The organism is Bradyrhizobium sp. B039 (genome assembly GCF_038965675.1).
Taxonomy (GTDB): domain Bacteria; phylum Pseudomonadota; class Alphaproteobacteria; order Rhizobiales; family Xanthobacteraceae; genus Bradyrhizobium; species Bradyrhizobium diazoefficiens.
Genome location: NZ_CP152416.1, coordinates 338,515 through 358,308 on the forward strand (window position 1 = coordinate 338,515; position 19,794 = coordinate 358,308).

The following is a 19,794-nucleotide window of genomic DNA, read 5'->3' on the forward strand; positions in this document are numbered from 1 at the left end:
CCCGGAATCTCGAGGTTGAATTCGTGGCTCCAGATTCCGGGTTCGACGCTTCGCGTCGCCCCGGAATGACGATGATGAGGCGGTTAAGCCGCGTGGATCGTGCGCCACACCCGGTCAGGGGTTGCGGGCATTTCCAGATTGTTCTTGCCGATCGCATCCGTGATCGCGTTGATCACGGCCGCTGACGCCCCGATCGCGCCGGCCTCACCGCAACCCTTGATGCCGAGCGGATTGCCCGGGCACAGCGTCGTGGTGTGGGAGAGGTTGAACGAGGGCACATCGTCGGCGCGCGGCATGGCATAGTCCATGAACGAGGCCGTGACCGGCTGGCCGTTGGCGTCGTAGATCGCGTGCTCGAGCAGCGCCTGTCCGATGCCTTGAACCAGGCCACCATGGACCTGGCCCTCGACGATCATCGGGTTGATCAGCCGGCCGAAATCGTCGGCCGCGACGAAGTTGACGAAGGAGGTCTTGCCGGTGCCGGGATCGACCTCGAGCTCGCAGATATAGGTACCGGCCGGGAAGGTGAAGTTGGTCGGATCGTAGAAGGCGCTCTCCTTCAGGCCCGGCTCCATTCCGTCAGGCAGATTGTGCGCGGTGTAGGCTGCGAGCGCGACCATCGGGAAGGCGATCGCCTTGTCGGTGCCCGTCACCTTGAACTCGCCGTTCTCGATGACGATGTCGGCTTCCGACGCTTCCAATGCGTGCGCGGCGATCTTCTTGGCCTTGGACTCCATCTTCTCCATGGCCTTCAGGATCGCGGTGAGGCCGACGGCCGCCGAGCGCGAGCCGTAGGTGCCCATGCCGAACTGCACCTTGTCGGTGTCGCCATGAACGATCGAGACCTGGCTGATGGGAACCCCCAGGCGCTCCGCCACGAGTTGGCAGAACGTCGTCTCGTGACCCTGGCCGTGGCTGTGCGAGCCCGTGAGGATCTCGATGGTGCCGACCGGGTTGACGCGCACCTCGGCGGATTCCCAAAGGCCGACGCCCGCCCCCAGGCTGCCGACGGCCTTCGACGGTGCGATGCCGCAGGCCTCGATGTAGCAGGACACGCCGATGCCGCGCAGCTTGCCGTCCGCCTTGGCCTTGGCCTTGCGCGCGGCGAAGCCGGCATAGTCGATCGCCTTCATCGCGGCGTCGAGCGAAGCGTTAAAGTCGCCGGTGTCATAGGCCATGATCACGGGCGTCTGGTGCGGGAACTGGGTGATGAAGTTGGTCCGGCGCAGCGCGGCCGGATCGACCTTCAACTGCCGCGCCGCCGTCTCCATCAGCCGTTCGATCAAATAGCTCGCCTCGGGCCGGCCCGCGCCACGATAGGCGTCGACCGGCGTGGTGTTGGTGTAGACCCCGATCACCTCGGCATGGATCGCCGGGATGTTGTACTGGCCCGACAGCAGCGTCGCGTAGAGATAGGTCGGTACCGACGAGGAGAACAGCGACATGTAGGCGCCGAAATTGGCGTAGGTCTTCACCTTGAGGCCGGTGATCTTGTTGCTGGCGTCGAACGCCATCTCGGCATGGGTCACATGGTCGCGGCCATGCGCGTCGGTGAGGAAGGCCTCGGTGCGGTCGCCGGTCCATTTCACGGGACGGCCGACCTTCTTCGAGGCCCACAGCGCCACCATCTCCTCCGGATAGATGAAGATCTTGGAGCCGAAGCCGCCGCCGACGTCGGGCGCGATCACCCGCAGCTTGTGTTCGGGCGCGATGTTGTAGAACGCCGACAGCACGAGGCGGGCGACGTGCGGGTTCTGCGACGTCGTGTAGAGCGTGAAATGCTCCTCCGCGGCGTCGTAATCGGCGATCGCCGCGCGCGGCTCCATCGCGTTCGGCGCGAGGCGGTTGTTGGTGACGTCGAGCTTCACGACATTGGCGGCCTTGGCGAAGGCCGCATCCGTGGCGCCCTCGTCGCCGATCACCCAGTCATAAACCTGGTTGCCGGGAGCCTCGGGATGAAGCTGCGGTGCGCCGGCCTTGATCGCGGCGTGGACGTCGGCGACCGCGGGAAGTTCCTCGTAATCGACGACGACCGCTTCCGCCGCGTCGCGCGCCAGATTCTTGCTGTCGGCGATCACGACCGCGACGGCCTGACCGACGAAGCGCACCGTCTCCGGCGCCATCGCCGGCCATGCGCCCATCTTCATCGGGCTGCCGTCCTTGGAGGTGATGGCCCAGCCGCAAATCAGGTTGCCGACCTTGTCGTCGATGATCTGCTGCCCCGTGAGCACCGCGACCACGCCCGGCATCTTCAGCGCGGCGGAAGAGTCGATCTTCTTGACCTTGGCGTGCGCGTGCGGGCTTCTGATGAAATGGGCATGGGTCATGCCCACCAATTTGATGTCGTCGACGTAGCGGCCCTTGCCGGTAATGAAACGCTTGTCTTCCTTGCGCACGACTCGCGCGCCGATGCCTTCAACACCCATGTCTGGTCCTCCCGACCGGAATTATTTTGACTGCGCTTTCCATCGAAAGCAGCAAGTGGTGGTCTTTGTTCGAGGCGGGCGGCCTTACTCGGCCGCCTGCGCAACCTTCATGCGTCCGGCTGCATCCAGCACGGCCTTGACGATGTTGTGGTAGCCGGTGCAGCGGCAGATATTGCCTTCGAGCTCCTGGCGGACGGTGGCCTCGTCGAGCTCGCCACCATGGCGGTGCACGATGTCGATCGCCGACATGATCATGCCCGGCGTGCAATAGCCGCACTGCAGGCCGTGATTGTCGCGGAAGGCGGCCTGCATCGGATGCAGCTCGTCGCCCTTGGCGATGCCTTCGATGGTGGTGACGCTGGCGCCGTCGGCCTGTCCCGCCAGCATGGTGCAGGATTTCACGGCGCGGCCGTCCATGTGCACGACGCAGGCACCGCACTGGCTGGTGTCGCAGCCGACATGGGTGCCAGTGAGGTTGAGGTGATCGCGCAGGAGATGGACCAGCAGCGTGCGATCCTCGACGTCGACAGCAACGGCCTTGCCGTTCACTGTCAGTTTGACTGTAGACACGGTGAAGTCCTCCCGAATGTTTGTAGTTATTCCAATTAGAGACAGCGCGAACGGAACTTTGCAACTGGGATTTTGGGGACTGCGCGTCATGGAAAGGTCATCGTGGCGGTTGTCGCAGGTGCGCGATTCGGCCACGATGTTCCGTGCCGCCGCCAGTGCGTGGCGCGACCTTGCAGGGAGCTTTCGAAAACGATCTCCGCTTCGTCGATGGCGGCTGGGTTCAGCCGCCGGCGCGAGGCGCTGGCCCTGGATGTCGGCGCCCTTGGCGCGTCGTTTCTCCCTTTTATGTCGTGTTCGTTGTTGCGAATAGGAGCACGCGCCCACGCCGTTGTAATCGCGATCTTGGTAGTAGACGGCGGCAGGTTAAGTCATTGATTCCATTGATGTTGACCTTGGCGTTCCTCGCCGGACAGTCCATTCCGTCACTCCGGGGCCCGAGCGGAGCGAGGGAGCCCGGAATCCATCGGGCCGCAGAGTGGCATTGAGTGAATGAGACGCCAGAAAAAGCACCCCTAGTACTTCCTGGCGATTGATCGCAGCCGGGCGCCGCCCTAGTCGTGCCATACAAGCAACGGTCAAAAGGGGTGGAAGCGATGCAGATGAACGACAGTCAGCGTATCCCAGCGTCGAAAGCCAATGTGTGGGCCGCGCTCAACGATCCCGATATTCTCAGGCGCTGCATTCCCGGCTGCCAATCGCTGGAGATGGCATCGCCGACGGAGATGATTGCGACCGTGGTGCTGAAGGTCGGCCCGGTGAAGGCGACGTTCAGCGGCAAGGTGACGCTGACCGATATCGATGCGCCCAACGGCTACCGCATCGTCGGCGAAGGCGCCGGCGGCGTCGCCGGCTTTGCCAAGGGCGGCGCGAAGGTCAGGCTGGAAGAAGAATCGCCTGGCGTCACCGTCCTGCACTACGAGGCCGACGCGCAGATCGGCGGCAAGCTCGCACAGCTCGGCTCGCGGCTGATCGATTCGACGTCGCGAAAGCTTGCCGCGAATTTCTTCGAAAGCTTCGCGGCTGTGGTAGCGCCATCATCGTGATCAGCGCGTCGTCCTCGGCGCCCCGACGCGAACTTGTAGGGTGGGCAAAGGCGCTCTTGCGCCGTGCCCACCACTTAACCAATCCACGATTGCGAGAGAAGAGGTGGGCACGCTTCGCTTTGCCCAACTTACTGCGCTGATTGGGCGGACGAAGCGGATTACGGCGCGATGCTGCCCAAATCCGATGGCGCTTTTCGAGCTGTAAAATAAGGGCAAGACGCAAGCCCGGACAACGAGATGAGCGGCAAAAGCCGCCAATGATTTGCACTACTACCTTCCGCCTATACTAAGCGCGACAAGGCGATGCTGTAATTTCGAACGATGGCTCGCAGACGAACTGCGCATCACGGGCGCGGCGCGCTCAGGCGCCTAACATGGCGTGCACAACAACATCGTGGAGGGAATACATGACCTTTGGAACGAAGGGCTTCTTGGCTGGCATCTCGATGGTTGCGATGCTGGCCACCGCTACGTCGGGCGTTCGCGCCAACGACTCCCTGCTCAAGGCGCAATCCGATTCGAACCAGTGGGCCGTTGCCGGCCACGACTACGGCAACACGCGCTTCAGCCCGCTGAAGCAGATCAATACCGAGAACGCCGGCAAGCTGACGCTCGCCTATTCGTTCTCGCTCGCCTCGCTCCGTTCGAACGAATCCTCGCCGATCGTCGTCGGCAACACGCTCTACGTTTCGAGCTCCTGGGGCCCGAAATACGTCTACGCGCTCGATGCCGCCACCGGCGTGCGCAAATGGACCTACGAACCCGATATTCCCGAGGACGTGCTGCAATACGCCTGCTGCGACGTGAACAATCGCGGCGTCTCCTATGCCGACGGCAAGATCTTCGTCGGCCGCCTCGACGGCAAGCTGACGGCGCTCGATGCCGCGACCGGCAAGGCGCTCTGGACGGCGAAGGTGGTCGATTACAAGCAGGGTTCGGTCATCACCTCGCCGCCGCTCGTCGTGCGCGACAAGGTCATCACCGGTTTCGGCGGCGGCGAGTACGGCGTGCGCGGCTCGCTCCAGGCCTTCGACATCAACACCGGCAAGCAGCTCTGGCAGACCTACACCGTTCCGTCGCCGGATGAGCCCGGCGGCGATACCTGGAAGGGCGACTCCGCCCAGCATGGCGGCGGTGCGGCCTGGCTGGTCGGCTCCTACGATCCGAAGACCGACACAGTCTATTGGGGTACCAGCAATCCCGGCCCCTGGAACACGGCGGTACGCTCGACCGGCGACGGCAATTTCGGCAAGCTGACCAACCTCTACACCGCCTCGACGGTGGCGTTCGATCCCAACACCGGCAAGATCAAGTGGCACATCCAGACCACGCCGGCCGATGCCTGGGACTATGACGGCGTCAACGAAGCCGTGCTCGCGGATCTGAAGATCGGCGGCAGCACCGTGCCGGCGCTGATGAAGGCGGATCGCAACGGCTACTTCTTCGTCGCCAATCGCGAGACCGGCAAGGTGCTTTCGGCGGAGAAATACGTGTTCTCCAACTGGGCCAAGAAGTGGGACGTCGCCACGATGCGCGCGGTCGAGGATCCCGACAAGCGTCCCGGGCCGAACCATCCCGCCAAGGACATCTGCCCGAACCTGATCGGCGGCAAGAACTGGCAGCCGATGTCGTTCAACCCGCAGACCGGCCTCGTCTACATCCCGTCCAACAATGTCTGCATGGACTGGTCGGTCTCCGACGTCGCCTACAAGCGCGGTGTGTTCTATCTCGGCGCCGAATTCCCGACCAAGGAAGGTCCCGGCGGTTTCCTCGGCGAACTCGTGGCCTGGGATCCGGTCGCGCAGAAGAAGGTCTGGTCGATCAAGGAAGACCTGCCGTTCAACGGCGGCACGCTGACCACCGGCGGTGGCCTCGTGTTTGCCGGCAACATCCATGGCGATTTCCGCGCCATCGATGCGAAGTCCGGCAAGGTGTTGTGGAGCAGGAATCTCGGCTCCGGCATCGGCGCAGGTCCGGTAACCTACCAGGTCGACGGCAAGCAATATGTCGCCATCGTCGTCGGCCGCACGGCTGCGCTGCCTGCGTTCCTGGGCGAGGTAGGAAAGAAGATGACGGCCGCAGCTCCCGAGGGCGGTTCGCTCTTCGTGTTCTCCGTCCAGTGACCACTCGCGCGCGTATCCCCGCGGGATACGCGCGCGCTTTTTCCAGACTTTGGTTGCGGCATCGGCCGATGCCTGGTGCCGCTGCGCTTGGCTCAACGAGCTCCGGCTCAACAAAGCTATGGGAGACGAGGATGCGTCCGAATCATTCTGGCATCGGTGCGAGCCGAAATCGCGCCATCGCAGGCCTGCTCACATGTGCCGCGCTGATCGTTCCGGTCTCGCTGCGCGCAGACGAGGCGCAGCCGCTCCGCCTCTGCGCCGATCCGACCAATCTTCCATTCTCGAGCGATAGTCCGTCGCAACCGGGCTTCTATGTCGAGATCGGGCAGGCCCTGGCGCAGGCGCTCGGCCGGCCGATCGCCTATGACTGGTACAAATCCTATTTCGGCAAGCGCACCGTGCGCGTCACCCTGCTCGGCAAGCAATGCGACGCCATGATCGGGCTGCCGCGGTCCGAGGATTTCATGGGACCGGCCGTGATCTTCTCCAACGCGTTCGCGAAGCAGGGCTATGCCCTCGTGGCCGCCAAGGGGCAGGCGCTCGATGGCATCGACGGCCTCAAGGGCAAGCGCGTTGCCGTGCAGTTCGCCAGCACGCCGCAGAACCTGCTCGCGAGCCGCGACGATATCCAGAAGGTGACGGTGCTGTCGCCCGAGCAAGGCATGCAGGCGCTCGATCAGGGCAAGGCCGACGTCGCCTTCATCTGGGGCCCGGTCGCCGGCTGGCTGAACAAGACCAGTTACGGCGATCGCTATCAGATCCAGCTCACCGAGGGCGAAGGCCTGTCATGGGATGCGGCGATCGGCTTTGCGAAGACGTCCACCGAGCTGCGTGATCGCGTCGATGCCGTCCTGCCGCAGCTTCAGGGCACGATCGGCGCGCTCGCGGTGAAATATGGCCTGCCGACCGGCCAGCCGGCGCGCTTCGGTGCGACCCGGGCGATGCCGGCGGGAACGACGACCGGGACCGGACCCGGCGTGACGCAGACCGCCAATGTGGTGGCGACCGAGACCAAGGGGGACGCGGCCGCGCCGGCCGCCGAGGCCGTCGGCTCGGGCAAGGAGATCTTCAACGGAACCTGTGCGCACTGCCACGGCCCCGACGCGATCCAGAGCGAGCGGAAGATCGACCTGCGGCTGCTGCGTCACCGCTACGGCGACGAGATGCGCGAGAAGTTCTGGACGACCGTGCATGAGGGACGGCCGACCAAGGGCATGCCGGCCTGGAAAGAGGTCTTCACCGACGAGCAGTTCGACCACATCTTTTCCTTCCTGCTGACGGTCCAGTCCGAATCGAACGACTGAACGATCTTGACCGAACGCGATCGGGAGGATGTGGTAGCGTCCGTCCGGCATCATCCCGGCGCCGGACGGCTATCGCATGGATGTGCCGCTTCCGCTGCTGCGGTCGATGCGGGTGCGGTGCAGTGTTGGGAAGGCCCCATGACCAGCTTCCTGATCATCGACGATCATCCGCTGTTTCGCGAGGCGCTCGGCAATGCGGTGCGGCTGGCCTTGCCGGAGGCGCGGATCTTCGAAGCGATGTCGATCGGGGATGCCCTGCATATCCTGTCGGCCGGGGAGGGCATCGACCTCGCGCTGCTCGACCTCTCGCTGCCGGATGCGACCGGCTTCTCCGGCTTCCTGCGCTTGCGCGAGGCCTATCCGCGCCTGCCCGTCGCTATCGTGTCGAGCGAGGAGGATCAGCACGTCGTCCGCGAGGCGTTGGCGCTGGGCGCCGCCGGCTATCTGCCCAAGTCGACGTCGAAGCGTGAGCTGGCGCAATCGATCGAGGGTGTGCTGAGCGGATCGGTGTCGGTGCCGAAGGATTTCGTGGCGACGCCGCGGCGGCGGGCCGATGCCAGCAAGGCGCTCGAGGTCAAGCTGCGCGAGCTCACGCCGCAGCAGCTTCGCGTGCTCGACCTCCTGCGTCGCGGCTATCCGAACCGGCAGATCGCCCAGGAGCTTCAGCTCGCCGAATCCACGGTGAAGGCGCATATCACCGAGATCCTGCGCAAGCTCGGCCTGTTCAGCCGCAACAAGGCGATCATCGAGATCGGCAAGATGGAGCTGCCCGATCCGCGCAGCCGGCCTCATGCACGGGTCGATCGCGGCAGGCCGCAATGACGCGCGCTGTCGTCCTTGACCTGGATCAAGCCGGCGCGGCCCTGCTGAGCCATTCTCAGCATGTGCAATTCAACGTCGGCCCCGGCGGCATCTTGGGCAAGGTCTTCAGAATGGCTCATACGTGATGCGATTTCTGATCGTCGAGGACCATCCGCTGTTTCGCGAGGCGCTCGAGGGCGCGCTCCGGATGGTGGCGCCCGCGGCCGATATTCTTCAGGCGACCTCGATCGACGGCGCGCTGGAGCAGGTCGCGGCGACCACCGAGCTCGACCTGATCCTGCTCGATCTGTCGATGCCGGGCACCACGGGTCTTTCGGGCATCATCCGCATCCGCAAGGCGTTCCCCAAAATTCCCGTCGTCATCGTATCCGGATATCAGGATCGGCAGATCATCTCCGGCGCATTGTCGCTCGGCGTGTCCGGCTACATCCTCAAATCGTCGTCCAAGCAGGATCTGGCGCAATCGATCGGCGAGGTGCTGCGCGGCGCGGTCTGTGTTCCCGCCGCGTATCGCGGGCAGGTCCGCCCGCAGCGCGCGGCCGGCCCCGCGCAGGATCTCCTGAAGCGCCTGCACGAGCTGACGCCGCAGCAATTGCGCGTGCTCGAAATGCTCAAGCGCGGGCTGCAAAACAAGCAGATCGCCTTTGAGCTGAAGATCTCGGAGACCACGGTGAAGGTCCACGTCTCCGACATCCTGCGCAAGCTCAACGTGATCAGCCGCACCAAGGCCATCGTCGAAATGTCCAGGATCGATTTCGCGACGCTGGCAGGCGGGGGCACCGCGGCCGAGCGCGAGCGACCACGGCCGGACCAGCAGTGAGGCGATCCGCGCCTGGTTTGCCCTCCAGATTGAGAGCGCTCTGTTTCTGATTTCGATTGTAAATCATTGCCTTGAATGGATGTAAGATATTACCGCTACTGTGCATGGGGTTGTTTTCGCCATTTTTGTTGGGAGCCATGCGCGCTTGCCCCGCAGGCGGGGGGCGAAGGCCATCCGCGCGGGCTAGCTCAGCAGGAACGACAGCAGCGCCCGCATCTCGGCGGGCTTGATCGGCTTCTTCAGCACTTCGAGGCCGTGGCGGCTCGCGTCCTTCGCGGCCTTTTCGGAGTAGTCGGCCGTGATGATCATGGCCGGCGTGTCGAGCTTCAGATGCTGGCGGACGTCGGCGATGGCCGACAAGCCGCTCTCGCCGTGATCGAGATGGAGGTCGGCGATCACGGCATCGGGTGCGCCGCCGAGCTCGCTGAGGCGCAGCAGCGCATCCGCGGCCGAGCGCGTGGTCGCGACGTCGCAGCCCCATCCTTCCAGCAGCGCGGCCATCGCCTCCGAGCCGTTCGGGTCGTTCTCGATCAGCAGGATCTTGGCGCCTTCGAGCCCGCTATAGCGCCGCTCGGCGAGCTTGACCTCGTGCACCTCGTCGCTGACCTCGGCGAGGTCGGCGGGCTCCAGCTCCAGGGTGAAGGTCGATCCCCGGCCGACCTGCGACGACAGCCGCACCTCGTGCCCGAGCACGGTTGCGAAACGGCGGACGATGGAGAGGCCGAGCCCGAAGCCGGCCTGGTCGGTCGCGGTCGCCTCGCCGCGCTGGAATTCGCGGAAGATTGCCTGCTGCTGCGCCTGTGCAATTCCAGGCCCGGTGTCGGAGACCTGGATGCAGATGTGGTCGCCTCTCAGCCGGCATCCCATGACGACGCCGCCGCTGCGGGTATAGCGGATGGCATTGGCAAGCAGGTTCTGCAGGATCCGCCGCAGCATCATCGCATCCGACCTGACCGCGCGCGGCGAGGTGCGGATGCGCAGGGAAAGACCCTGCCGCGCCGCGACCGGCTCGAATTCGTTGCGGAGCTGTTCGAACAGGGGCGCCAGCGCAATCGCGCGCACGTCGGGCTTGAGCGCGCCGGCGTCGAGCTTTGCGATCTCCAGCAGCGACCGCAGCAAATCCTCCAGCATCAGCAGCGAGCGGTCGGCCTGGTCGATCAGCAGGCCCGCCTCCTGCGATTCCATCATCTCGGTCAGCGCCGACAGCGTCAGGCGCGCCGCGTTCAGCGGCTGCAACAGGTCGTGGGTGACCGAGATCAGCACCGATGATTTCAGCGAGCTTGCGGCTTCGGCCTGCTGCTTGGCGCGGTAGAGCCCTTCATTGGCGCGCTCGACCGAATGCAGCGCCTCGCGCAGCTGGTGAGTCCGGTCGCGAACCTTGTGGTCGAGCGCAATGGCGGTTTCGAACAATGAAAAGGCGTTGAGCTGCTGGTCCATCGAGCGTTCGACGCGCGACATCAGCGCGGCATTGATCTTCTTCAGCTTCGCCGCCTCGCGCCGCAGCTGGTCGACCGCATCGGGGCCCTGCAACATGTCCGTCACGACGGGCGCCTTCCGATCGCAACGCCGGTGAAGGTCTGGTTCACATGCATGGAGCCGAACTGCTCGCCATAGGTATGAAAGCCGACGACACGGTTCTGCCGGTACAGGTCGGACATGTCGCGGGCGAGCTGATGCTGCTCGGCGTCGAGCCGGCGAAGCAGGCACTCGAAGCCGATATAGAGCGAGACGTCTCCGATCTGGTCCCGGATCTCGGCGAAGGTGTCGCGGGTCGAGCCGACCAGGCTGCGCGACGTCGCCGCCGTCAGCACCATGCCCTCGTCGATGGCGCAGAAGAAATGTAAGGATCCGTCCGGCTCGACGCGCTGGATCGACCGCGCGTAATAGGCGCCGCCGACGCGCACCAGCACGGGGTGGGACGCGAAGGAAAATGGATCGAGCTTGGCGTCCAGGATCCCGACCATGCGCGAATATTCCTCGGCCGCGGGCTCCGCGTTCAGCTCCCTGACCGTTCGATTTTCGATGTCGGCTTCGGTGACCACCATCTTCTGCGGGCTCGGCTCGAAATTGTCGCACTTGAAAGCCCGGAACGGCAGCGAGGTGTTCAACAGGATCAGGAGGGCGGCGTTGGTGTGTGCCTTGCCGTCGCAGAACACCCAGGTCTTCTCGAAGCGCATCCCGTCGCCTGCGGACCCGCCGACGACCGGGATGTCGTCGAGCGAGGCATAGATCGCGGACATCACCGCCTCCTCGCGGCGGCACAGGCCGTCGATCAACACCAGGCCGAAGGGATTGCCGCGATCGACTTGCGGGGTGATCCGCAACAGCTCGTGCCGGAGCTCGCCGCCGATCCTGCGGCCGTCCTCGACGCGGAAGCTGTCGAGGTTGAGAATGGGCCGCACCGCGGCCGAGAAGTCGGCACGGCTGAACGCCAGCGCCACGACGCTGTTCTCGTCCCAGCCGTCAGGGGCGAGCTCGCCCGCGGTCGTGCAACCGCAGACCTGAGTCTCGTCGAATTGCCGGGTGATCTCGGCGATGAAGTGATGAGGGTCGTAGCTGGGCGAGAGGAAGACCAGGATCAGCGCCAGCTCGTCGGATGGGAGCTGGGCGGCGAGCTCGGCCACGGCTTCCTCGACGCTCGCAGCCTTCGATTTGGCAACGGCAACGCCAGACGCACCGCCAAACCGAAAATCGGTTTGCCCCACTCCGTTTCTCCCCTCGAGGACCAGCCTGGTCTGACGCCAAGTGCCTGATAAGTGCCCGACAAGTGTTCAAAGAATAAGGCGTTTTCCGGTTAGCCGCAACACGGCGCCGCTCGGCCCGGCAAGGCTGGACGCGCCCGAGGGAGCGGAAACGCTCTCCACCCGGGGTGCAGGCCGGACGGATTTACCACCCCTTGACGTTTCTGCCTTAATTTTCCGCACGCGTTCGGAAAGGGCTGCTTCCGGGCCGCGTGATTGTTGCAAGAACATAGGTTGGGGGTGGGAATGTCCGGGCGTATCGCGTCGCCGTCTAAGCGCACCATATTTCCGACCCTCAGGTTCCGCGCCAAAATCATCCTGGGCTTTGCCGCAGTGCTGGTGATCTCCGCCGGCAGCATGGCTTTCGCCTATTTCGGCTTCGAGCGGGTCTCCTCCGGGGTCGGGTCCTACCGCACCAGCGTTTCGGAGGCCGACCTCGCCCGCAACATCGACCGCGAGCTGCTCGCCTATCGTTCGTCCGCCCGCTACTTCGTCGTCACCGGCAAGGAAGATGACGCCAAGGCGGCGCTGGAAGCCGAGGCCAGCCTGAAGAACGCCATCGACCAGGCGATCAAGGGCGCCAAGCGGCCGGCGCGGCAGGAGAGTCTCAACAAGCTCGCCAAGGAGTTCTCCAACTTCTCCGCGACGTTTGCAAAGATCCTGCAGGCCAAGCGCGACAGCGCGCTGCTGGTCCAGAACCAGCTCCAGCGCAATGCCAACCTCCTGAAGTACAAGCTCGACGATATCGGCAACAACGCCTCCGACGCAGAAGCGCAGGCGATCGAGTTCGGCACCAAGCAGGTCAATGCCCAGTTCCAGACTGCGAGTTCGGCCGCGAGCAATTTCATCCTCAACTCCGATCAGGCGGTGGCGACAAGCGCGCTGGCGCGACTGAAGTTCGTCGAGAACTCGCTGGGCGCGGTCTATTCCATGGACGACAAGATCGTCGCCGGCTTGAAGGATGCGAAGGTGCTGCTCGCGGCCTATCGCGACGCGCTGGAGAAGCTGATCGCCAACGCCAAGATGGTCGATGAGCTCGTGACCGAGATGAGCGGCTCGGCCGGTGCGATCCTGCAAGGCGCGACCGCCATGAAGGCGGACCTCGTCGCCGAGCAGCAGCGGCTGGATACGGAATCGGAAGCGACCATCGGGCAGACCGAGCAACTGGTCCTCATGCTCGCCGTTGGCGGCACGCTGCTCGGCGCGGTCCTCGCCTTCCTGCTCGGCACCGGCATCTCGCGTCCGATGATCGCGATGTGCAAGGCGATGCGCGAACTCGCCTCGGGCAATTTCGACGTCGTGCTGCCGGGCCTCGGCCGCAAGGACGAGATCGGCGAGATGGCCGGCGCGGTCGAGGAGTTCAAGGTTCAGGCCGTCGCCAAGGCCGAGCGCGATGCCGCCGCCAGCGAAGCCCAGAGCCGGGAGCAGGCCGCAAGCCGCCGCTCCGAGCTGATCCGCTTTGCCGACGATTTCGAGAGCGCCGTCGGCGCCATCGTCTCCAACGTCTCGGCCTCGGCCGTGCAGCTCGAATCGGCCGCGTCCACGCTGACCCGTACCGCCGAGACCACGCAGAGCCTGTCGAGCCAGGTCGCCGGCGTCTCCGAGCAGGCCTCCAGCAACATGCAGTCGGTCGCCACCGCGACGGAAGAGCTCTCGGCCTCGGTCGAGGAGATCGGTCGCCAGGTGCGCGATTCCAGCCGCATTGCCGAGGCCGCCGTGGTGCAGGCCAAGGAGACCGATGGTCGCATCGGCAAGCTCTCGCACGCCGCCCAGCAGATCGGCGAAGTGGTCAAGCTCATCACGGCAATCGCCGAGCAGACCAACCTGCTGGCGCTCAATGCCACCATCGAGGCGGCGCGCGCCGGTGAAGCCGGCCGCGGCTTTGCGGTGGTTGCCAGCGAAGTGAAGTCGCTGGCCAGCCAGACGGCGAAGGCCACCGACGAGATTTCCTCCCACATCACGGGCATGCAGGGCGCCACCGCCGAGTCGGTCGCCGCGATCAAGGAGATCGGCGCCACCATCGGCCAGATATCGTCGATCTCGACGTCGATCGCGAGCGCGGTGGAGCAGCAGGGCGCCGCGACGCAGGAGATCGCGCGCAGCGTCCAGACGGTCGCCCAGGGCACCCACGCCGCCGCCACCGACATCGGCGAGGTCAATCGCGGCGCCGCCGAAACCGGCTCGGCTTCGGAGGAGGTGTTGAATTCGGCCAAGACGCTGTCATCCGAAAGCACGCGTCTTCGCGCCGAGCTCGACCGGTTCATGGGGAACATCCGGGCGGCATAGCGCTCTCTCCGCTGTCGTCCTGGCGAAAGCCAGGACCCATTATCCCGGGAGCCAGTTGGGCGAAGACCGGCAACCACAAGTCTTCGCCAAACCACGCCCTGTGGTAATGGGTCTGGATCAGCGCTCGCTCCGCTCGCTTGTCCAGGACGACGACTGAGGTTTTCGCTGCCGCCTCCCTCTCCGCTGTCGTCCCGGACCAGCGCGCCCCAAGCGCGCGCCGAGCCGGGACCCATACTCCCAGGGAGAAGTTGCGGCGCGAGCTGGTAACTCCGAGTCTTCGCCAAACCACTCCCTGTGGCTGGGTCCCGGATCTTCGCTGCGCTCGTCCGGGACGACAGCGGAGATTGGCGCCGGCCTTCAATTTGTAGCGGCGCGAGAAAGCGCGCCTTAACATTTGCCCGCGTCACCGAACCGCAAGTTGCGACGCCGCAAATTTACCGCCGCTTATCCTTTGCCAATTACCGTGCACACGAGTCGGGAAGCGGGCTGCTTCCGGGCTGCGCCTGGTTTTCCGCGAATGGAATGGGGTGGGGGAATGTCCGTCAAATCCAAGCCGAACACATCGAAACTGCCAACCTTGCGTTTTCGCGCAAAAATCATCCTCGGCTTCGTGGCGGTGCTGGCCATCCTCGCGGTCAGCATGGCTTTCGCCTATTTCGGCTTCGAGCGGATCCAGGCCGCCGTGGCCTCCTACCGGACCAGCGTGGCGGAAGCGGATCTCGCGCGAACCGTCGACCGCGAGCTGATCGCCTACCAGGGGCTGGCGCGGGCCTATACGCTGACCGGCGCGACAGACGACGAGACCGCGGCCAAGGCGGCCGAAGAGAATCTGAAGGCGGCGATCGCCAAATCGACGTCCGCCACGACCGGCGCCGCGCGCCGCGAGCAGGTCGGCAAGCTCGAGGCGGAGTTCCAGCGCTTTACGAAGGTATTCGGTGAGATCATCACCCTGACGCGCGAGAACAACAAGATCGCGGCCGATGAGCTCAACAGCGTCGGCAACAAGATTCGCTTCAAGTTCGACGACCTTGCCGATACCGCGGCGCTCGCCGGGCTCGCCTCGGTCCAGACCACGGCCAAGGACGTCACCTCGCAATATCTTGCGGTCTCCACCTCTGTCGGCGCCTTCGTCGCCAAGCCCGAACCGAAGACCGCCGACGGCGTGATCGCCCGCATCAAGTTCCTGGAGACCCTGCTGGTCTCGATCTATGCCAACGACCAGAAGATCACCGACCGCGTCACCGAGATCAGCAACCTGCTGAAGCAGTACCGCACCTCCTTTGCCAAGCTGACCGAGAACGTGAAGGTCATCGTCAAGTCGAACGGCGAGATGACCAAGACGGCCGCGTCCATCCTCAAGCTTTCGAGTGAGCTGCGATCGGACCTGACCGCCGATCAGCAGCGCATCGAGGCCAGCGCCAATGCAACGATCGGAGAGACCGAACGGCTGATGCTGATGCTGGCGCTGGGCGGCCTGGCCATCGGCGCCGTGCTCGCCCTGATGCTCGGCAACGGCATCTCGCGTCCGATGATCGCGATGTGCAAGGCGATGCGCGAACTCGCCTCGGGCAATTTCGACGTCGTGCTGCCGGGCCTCGGCCGCAAGGACGAGATCGGCGAGATGGCCGGCGCGGTCGAGGAGTTCAAGGTTCAGGCCGTCGCCAAGGCCGAGCGCGATGCCGCCGCCAGCGAAGCCCAGAGCCGGGAGCAGGCCGCAAGCCGCCGCTCCGAACTGATCCGCTTTGCCGACGATTTCGAGAACGCCGTCGGCGCCATCGTCTCCAACGTCTCGGCCTCGGCCGTGCAGCTCGAATCGGCCGCGTCCACGCTGACCCGTACCGCCGAGACCACGCAGAGCCTGTCGAGCCAGGTCGCCGGCGTCTCGGAGCAGGCCTCCAGCAACATGCAGTCGGTCGCCACCGCGACGGAAGAGCTCTCGGCCTCGGTCGAGGAGATCGGCCGCCAGGTGCGCGATTCCAGCCGCATTGCGGAAGCTGCGGTGGTGCAGGCCAAGGAGACCGACGGCCGCATCGGCAAGCTCTCGCATGCCGCCCAGCAGATCGGCGAAGTGGTCAAGCTCATCACCGCGATCGCCGAGCAGACCAACCTGCTGGCGCTCAATGCGACCATCGAGGCGGCGCGCGCCGGTGAAGCCGGCCGCGGCTTTGCGGTGGTCGCGAGCGAAGTGAAGTCGCTGGCCAGCCAGACGGCGAAAGCAACCGACGAGATTTCCTCCCACATCACGGGCATGCAGGGCGCCACAGCCGAGTCGGTTGCCGCGATCAAGGAGATCGGCGCCACCATCGGCCAGATCTCGTCGATCTCGACGTCGATCGCGAGCGCGGTCGAGCAGCAGGGCGCCGCGACGCAGGAGATCGCGCGCAGTGTCCAGACGGTCGCCCAGGGCACCCAGACCGCAGCCACCGACATCGGCGAGGTCAATCGCGGCGCCGCCGAGACCGGCTCGGCTTCGGAAGAGGTGCTGAATTCGGCCAAGACCCTGTCATCCGAAAGCACCCGCCTCCGCGCCGAGCTCGACCGCTTCATGGGGAATATCCGGGCGGCGTAAGGCTCGGACTTCTCCACTCTCTCCGCTGTCGTCCTGGCGAAAGCCAGGACCCATTATCCCAGGGAGCAGTCGTTGCGCGAGCAGCCAGCCGCAAGTCTTCGCCAAACCACGTCCTGTGATAATGGGTCCTGGATCAGCGCTCGCTCCGCTCGCTTGTCCAGGACGACGGCTGATTTTTCGCTGTGCCGTCTAAGCCTCACGCCCTTCCAAACGCCCGCTTCAATTCCACCTTCGCCTGCTCCAGCCGCGCCCGCTGTGTTTTCGGCAGCGTCTTGCCGGCACGGTTGATATAGAACGTCAGCATCGACAGCGCCGAACGATAGGCGCCGGTCTTGCGGCGCGAACTGTGCTCGGCCGAGCGCTTCAGCGAGGCTGCGATCTTCTTCGGACTCGTGAGCGTGAATACGCCGCGCTTGAGATCGAGCGCGTCGCTCTCCTTGGTCACACGTTGCGACCAGCGCTTCGGCGTCGCGCGTTTCGCGCTCTTGCGCACGCTGGTCTTCCTGCTGCGCGCAGCTGTTTTGCGAGAATGTGTCGTCTTTCTGACGTGAGCCATGCGTCAACTCCCTGCGGCTCCTTCGGAAACGGACGGCGTTGGAGGCCGTTCCTGCTGGAACCGGCGCTTGCCGCAGACGTTGTCGCAGGTGGCAGGCGGAATGCCGCACCCCGATGATCGGTTCGCCCCTGGCCACATCATGTGAACCGGGGTCGCTTCCATTGGTCAGACCCAGCAACGCGATGGAATTGCAGCAAAGCCAAGCGCTGAATTATGGACCTGCTGTCTCGGCGGTCGCGACCGATCGCATCATCGAGACCAGTATTCCCTCACGTCTCGACGCGCTGCCGTGGAGCGGCTTTCACACCCGGGTCGTGCTGGCGCTCGGCATCACCTGGATCCTCGACGGGCTCGAGGTGACACTCGCCGGTGCGCTTTCCGGCGCGCTGAAGCAAAGTCCCTCGTTGCAATTCTCCAATCTCGATCTCGGCATTGCCAATTCAGCCTATCTCGCCGGCGCGGTGCTCGGCGCGCTCGGTTTCGGTTGGCTGACCGACCGCATCGGCCGCAAGAAACTGTTCTTCATCACGCTCGCGCTTTATCTCTCCGCGACCGCTGCGACCGCACTGTCGTGGGATATCGCGAGCTACGCGCTGTTTCGTTTTCTCACCGGCGCCGGCATCGGCGGCGAATATACCGCGATCAATTCGACCATCCAGGAGCTGGTGCCGGCGCGCTATCGCGGCTGGACCGATCTCGTCATCAACGGCAGCTTCTGGATCGGCGCGGCCATGGGCGCGGTGGCGGCCATCGTTCTGCTGGATCCCGCCTTGATCGGCCCCGATCTCGGCTGGCGCCTCGCTTATCTCATCGGCGCGAGCATCGGCCTCGTCGTGCTGTTGATGCGGATGTGGATCCCGGAAAGTCCGCGCTGGCTGATGATCCACGGGCGGCCCGATCAGGCCCACGCCATCGTCGACGAGATCGAGCGTTCGGTGATCGGACACGACCAGGATGCGAGCGACCGACGCTTCACCAGGATCCGGCTGAAGATGCGCGATCACACGCCGATTCGCGAGGTCATGCACACGCTGTTCACGGTCTATCGCCAGCGCGCGCTGGTCGGCCTCGTCCTGATGGGCGCGCAGGCTTTCTTCTACAACGCCATCTTCTTCACCTTCGCGCTGGTGCTGACCGATTTCTACGGCATCAGCGCCGATCATGTCGGATGGTATCTGCTTCCCTTCGCCGCCGGCAATTTCCTCGGCCCGCTGCTGCTCGGCCGCCTGTTCGACACGCTCGGACGGCGCGCGATGATCATGTTCACCTATGGCGCGTCGGGCCTGCTGCTGGCGCTGTCGGGCTATCTGTTCTCGATCGGGGCGCTCAGTGCGCAAGGACAGACCATCGCCTGGATGGTGATCTTCTTCTTTGCCTCGCCCGCCGCGAGCGCGGCCTATCTCACGGTCAGCGAGACGTTTCCTTTGGAAGTCCGCGCGCTGGCGATCGCGGTGTTTTACGCGGTCGGCACCGGTATTGGCGGCGTCATCGGCCCGGCGCTGTTCGGCGCGCTGATCGACACGGGATCACGCACAAGCGTGTTCGCCGGCTATTTGCTGGGGGCATTCCTCATGATCGCGGCCGCGATCGTGGCGTGGCGCTACGCCGTCTCCGCGGAACGCAAATCGCTCGAACAAATAGCGCGGCCGCTGGCCTTTATGGAGTAGACTATGAAATCGGAACTTGCGGAAATGGCAGTGGACCAGAAGCGCAGCATGCCCGTTGACGACGATGTGCCGGAAACGGTGCCGGTGCCGCATGCGCTCGTGCCGCATCTCGACGAGACCGCGATCCTGCTCGACATCGACGGCACGCTGCTCGACCTGATGCCGACGCCGCGCGAAGTGTGGGTGCCGCCGGGCCTGTCGGAGACGCTCAAGCGGTTGGTGGAACGCACCTCCGGGGCGCTGGCGCTGGTCAGCGGCCGCTCGCTCAACGACATCGACCTGATCTTCGCGCCCGACGTCTATCGCGCCGTCGCCGGCCACGGTGCGGAGATGCGGCTGTCGGTGGACAATGAAGCGGATGATGTGCACGCGCCGCCGCTGGACAAGGAGTTGAAGCGGCGGCTCGCTGCGATCGCAAAGCTCAGTCCGGGCATTCTGCTCGAGGACAAGGGCTATTCGCTCGCGCTGCACTATCGCCTCGCACCGCATGCGGAGAAGGCGATCTTCGAGGCTGTCTCGCTGATCCGCGCCGATCTGCCCAATGCGCCGATCGAGGTGCTGCCCGGAAAGTTCGTCTGCGAGATCAAGCATTCCGGCTTCACCAAGGCGACCGGCGTGCACGAGTTGATGAAGCACGAACCGTTCAGGGGACGGCGTCCACTGTTCATCGGCGACGACGTCACCGACGAGACTGTGTTCGCGATCATGCCTGACATGAACGGGCTCGCTTTTTCGGTGGGCCGCCGTGCCATGGGTGTGAATGGTCACTTCGATGCGCCGAGCGATGTGCGCGCGTTCCTCGCGCGCCTGCTCGATCCGAGGTGAAACAAAGGCAGCGCCACGCTGCAGACATAAAGGCCGTCGGCG

Annotated in this window: 14 protein-coding genes; 9 read left to right on the forward strand and 5 right to left on the reverse strand. The window is 64.8% G+C overall.

Going from position 1 to position 19,794, the window contains the following annotated elements; genetic code table 11:
* Positions 1–83 precede the first annotated feature (83 nt).
* On the reverse strand, positions 84–2,426 hold the full coding sequence (locus tag AAFG50_RS01595) for a xanthine dehydrogenase family protein molybdopterin-binding subunit (RefSeq protein WP_028175652.1): 2,343 nt from the start codon (positions 2,424–2,426) through the stop codon (positions 84–86).
* An 84-nt stretch (positions 2,427–2,510) separates the two neighbouring features.
* Positions 2,511–2,996: a (2Fe-2S)-binding protein gene (locus tag AAFG50_RS01600; protein WP_028175651.1), complete on the reverse strand. Its 486-nt coding sequence runs from the start codon at positions 2,994–2,996 to the stop codon at positions 2,511–2,513.
* 593 nt (positions 2,997–3,589) lie between these two features.
* Between AAFG50_RS01600 and AAFG50_RS01605 the strand changes: the two genes are divergently transcribed.
* The 5 genes from AAFG50_RS01605 to AAFG50_RS01625 all read left to right on the forward strand — a co-directional run bounded on the left by AAFG50_RS01605 (position 3,590) and on the right by AAFG50_RS01625 (position 9,108).
* The gene (locus AAFG50_RS01605; RefSeq protein WP_028175650.1) at positions 3,590–4,039 is read left to right on the forward strand and encodes a carbon monoxide dehydrogenase subunit G; all 450 of its coding nucleotides are present in this window, start codon (positions 3,590–3,592) and stop codon (positions 4,037–4,039) included.
* A gap of 407 nt (positions 4,040–4,446) precedes the next feature.
* Positions 4,447–6,162 (forward strand): PQQ-dependent methanol/ethanol family dehydrogenase, encoded by a 1,716-nt coding sequence (locus AAFG50_RS01610; protein ID WP_039186352.1) that lies wholly within the window; start codon positions 4,447–4,449, stop codon positions 6,160–6,162.
* A gap of 131 nt (positions 6,163–6,293) precedes the next feature.
* Positions 6,294–7,466 carry a transporter substrate-binding domain-containing protein gene (locus AAFG50_RS01615; RefSeq protein WP_028175648.1) on the forward strand — a complete coding sequence of 391 codons (1,173 nt, stop codon included), beginning with the start codon at positions 6,294–6,296 and terminating at the stop codon, positions 7,464–7,466.
* 138 nt (positions 7,467–7,604) lie between these two features.
* Complete coding sequence (locus tag AAFG50_RS01620) at positions 7,605–8,288, forward strand: response regulator transcription factor (RefSeq protein ID WP_011083163.1); 684 nt, start codon at positions 7,605–7,607, stop codon at positions 8,286–8,288.
* A 124-nt stretch (positions 8,289–8,412) separates the two neighbouring features.
* A complete protein-coding gene (locus tag AAFG50_RS01625) occupies positions 8,413–9,108 on the forward strand; it encodes a response regulator transcription factor (RefSeq protein WP_049832585.1) in 696 nt (231 codons plus the stop codon).
* Between the two features lie 183 nt (positions 9,109–9,291).
* Here the strand turns inward: AAFG50_RS01625 and AAFG50_RS01630 are convergent, their stop codons facing one another.
* On the reverse strand, positions 9,292–10,641 hold the full coding sequence (locus AAFG50_RS01630; protein ID WP_039186348.1) for a hybrid sensor histidine kinase/response regulator: 1,350 nt from the start codon (positions 10,639–10,641) through the stop codon (positions 9,292–9,294).
* A 5-nt stretch (positions 10,642–10,646) separates the two neighbouring features.
* A complete protein-coding gene (locus AAFG50_RS01635) occupies positions 10,647–11,813 on the reverse strand; it encodes an FIST N-terminal domain-containing protein (RefSeq protein ID WP_028175646.1) in 1,167 nt (388 codons plus the stop codon).
* A 282-nt stretch (positions 11,814–12,095) separates the two neighbouring features.
* Here AAFG50_RS01635 and AAFG50_RS01640 point away from each other — a divergent pair, with 282 nt between their 5' ends.
* A complete protein-coding gene (locus AAFG50_RS01640; RefSeq protein WP_271556298.1) occupies positions 12,096–14,135 on the forward strand; it encodes a HAMP domain-containing methyl-accepting chemotaxis protein in 2,040 nt (679 codons plus the stop codon).
* Between the two features lie 535 nt (positions 14,136–14,670).
* The gene (locus AAFG50_RS01645; protein ID WP_039186345.1) at positions 14,671–16,704 is read left to right on the forward strand and encodes a HAMP domain-containing methyl-accepting chemotaxis protein; all 2,034 of its coding nucleotides are present in this window, start codon (positions 14,671–14,673) and stop codon (positions 16,702–16,704) included.
* Between the two features lie 196 nt (positions 16,705–16,900).
* Here the strand turns inward: AAFG50_RS01645 and AAFG50_RS01650 are convergent, their stop codons facing one another.
* Entirely contained in the window at positions 16,901–17,260 is a 360-nt protein-coding gene (locus AAFG50_RS01650; protein ID WP_074076407.1) for a DUF3175 domain-containing protein, read from the reverse strand.
* Between the two features lie 182 nt (positions 17,261–17,442).
* Between AAFG50_RS01650 and AAFG50_RS01655 the strand changes: the two genes are divergently transcribed.
* Together AAFG50_RS01655 and otsB are read left to right on the forward strand one after the other, a co-directional pair.
* Complete coding sequence (locus AAFG50_RS01655) at positions 17,443–18,927, forward strand: MFS transporter (RefSeq protein ID WP_028175325.1); 1,485 nt, start codon at positions 17,443–17,445, stop codon at positions 18,925–18,927.
* 3 nt (positions 18,928–18,930) lie between these two features.
* Entirely contained in the window at positions 18,931–19,752 is an 822-nt protein-coding gene (otsB, locus tag AAFG50_RS01660) for a trehalose-phosphatase (RefSeq protein ID WP_028175324.1), read from the forward strand.
* Positions 19,753–19,794 lie beyond the last annotated feature (42 nt).

Excerpts from the sequence above, each read along its gene's own strand:
- AAFG50_RS01595 (WP_028175652.1), bottom strand. The coding sequence starts at position 2,426 with ATGGGTGTTGAAGGCATCGGCGCGCGAGTCGTGCGCAAGGAAGACAAG.
- AAFG50_RS01605 (WP_028175650.1), top strand. The coding sequence starts at position 3,590 with ATGCAGATGAACGACAGTCAGCGTATCCCAGCGTCGAAAGCCAATGTG.
- AAFG50_RS01610 (WP_039186352.1), top strand. The coding sequence starts at position 4,447 with ATGACCTTTGGAACGAAGGGCTTCTTGGCTGGCATCTCGATGGTTGCG.
- AAFG50_RS01615 (WP_028175648.1), top strand. The coding sequence starts at position 6,294 with ATGCGTCCGAATCATTCTGGCATCGGTGCGAGCCGAAATCGCGCCATC.
- AAFG50_RS01620 (WP_011083163.1), top strand. The coding sequence starts at position 7,605 with ATGACCAGCTTCCTGATCATCGACGATCATCCGCTGTTTCGCGAGGCG.
- AAFG50_RS01625 (WP_049832585.1), top strand. The coding sequence starts at position 8,413 with ATGCGATTTCTGATCGTCGAGGACCATCCGCTGTTTCGCGAGGCGCTC.
- AAFG50_RS01630 (WP_039186348.1), bottom strand. The coding sequence starts at position 10,641 with ATGTTGCAGGGCCCCGATGCGGTCGACCAGCTGCGGCGCGAGGCGGCG.
- AAFG50_RS01640 (WP_271556298.1), top strand. The coding sequence starts at position 12,096 with ATGTCCGGGCGTATCGCGTCGCCGTCTAAGCGCACCATATTTCCGACC.
- AAFG50_RS01645 (WP_039186345.1), top strand. The coding sequence starts at position 14,671 with ATGTCCGTCAAATCCAAGCCGAACACATCGAAACTGCCAACCTTGCGT.
- AAFG50_RS01650 (WP_074076407.1), bottom strand. The coding sequence starts at position 17,260 with ATGGCTCACGTCAGAAAGACGACACATTCTCGCAAAACAGCTGCGCGC.
- AAFG50_RS01655 (WP_028175325.1), top strand. The coding sequence starts at position 17,443 with ATGGAATTGCAGCAAAGCCAAGCGCTGAATTATGGACCTGCTGTCTCG.
- otsB (WP_028175324.1), top strand. The coding sequence starts at position 18,931 with ATGAAATCGGAACTTGCGGAAATGGCAGTGGACCAGAAGCGCAGCATG.